General features: G+C 66.4%; 1 protein-coding gene. It reads left to right on the top strand.

The window, feature by feature from the left end:
* The first annotated feature begins 165 nt into the window (after positions 1–165).
* Positions 166–507: a type II toxin-antitoxin system prevent-host-death family antitoxin gene (locus tag ACWKXT_RS24290; RefSeq protein ID WP_180167226.1), complete on the top strand. Its 342-nt coding sequence runs from the start codon at positions 166–168 to the stop codon at positions 505–507.
* The last annotated feature ends 100 nt before the right edge of the window (positions 508–607 follow it).

The following is a 607-nucleotide window of genomic DNA, read 5'->3' as shown; positions in this document are numbered from 1 at the left end:
AGCAACGTGGACTGGCTGTACAGCCATGACCGCAGCCTGCTGAGCCTGAAATGGGAACGGACGTTCTGAGCCGTCGGCCGGGTCCGGAGGGTGGGAGGGTCCATTTATCCCTAATTTGGCCAAATTGGGTATAGTGGCCTCATATCCTTCCGCTGGAGCCGTGCCATGACCCTCCCGCTCGACCTGCCCGGCCTCGACAAGGCCCCGGCATCCTCGGTCAAGACCCGTGGCTGGCCCAGCCTGATGCGTACCGTGCGCGAGAAGCAGGCGCTGGTCATCACCAACCACAACCACCCCGAAGCGGTGATCGTGGACATCAAGACCTACCAGGAGCTGCTGGCCAGGGCCAGCGGCAGCGATAGCGAAGAGCGCAGCGACGTGCTCTCGCGCCTGCGTACCGAGTTCGACCAGGCGCTGGCGGGGCTGCAGCAGGGTGAGGGGCTGGGCAAGGTGATGGGCAAGCCGATCCGCCGCGGCCACAAGGTCGCGCTCGGCCGTCCGCTCTGACTCATGGGGCGGATCCTGGCGTTGGCCGGCGTCAACGGCGCCGGCAAGAGTTCGCTGCTCGGTACCTGGCTGGAGGCCGACGGCCTGGGCTGGTACAACC

It is taken from the genome of Enterobacter sp. UPMP701 (assembly GCF_053709515.1).
The sequence above is the reverse complement of the archived record's forward strand: the minus strand, read 5'-3'. Positions and strand labels throughout refer to the sequence as shown.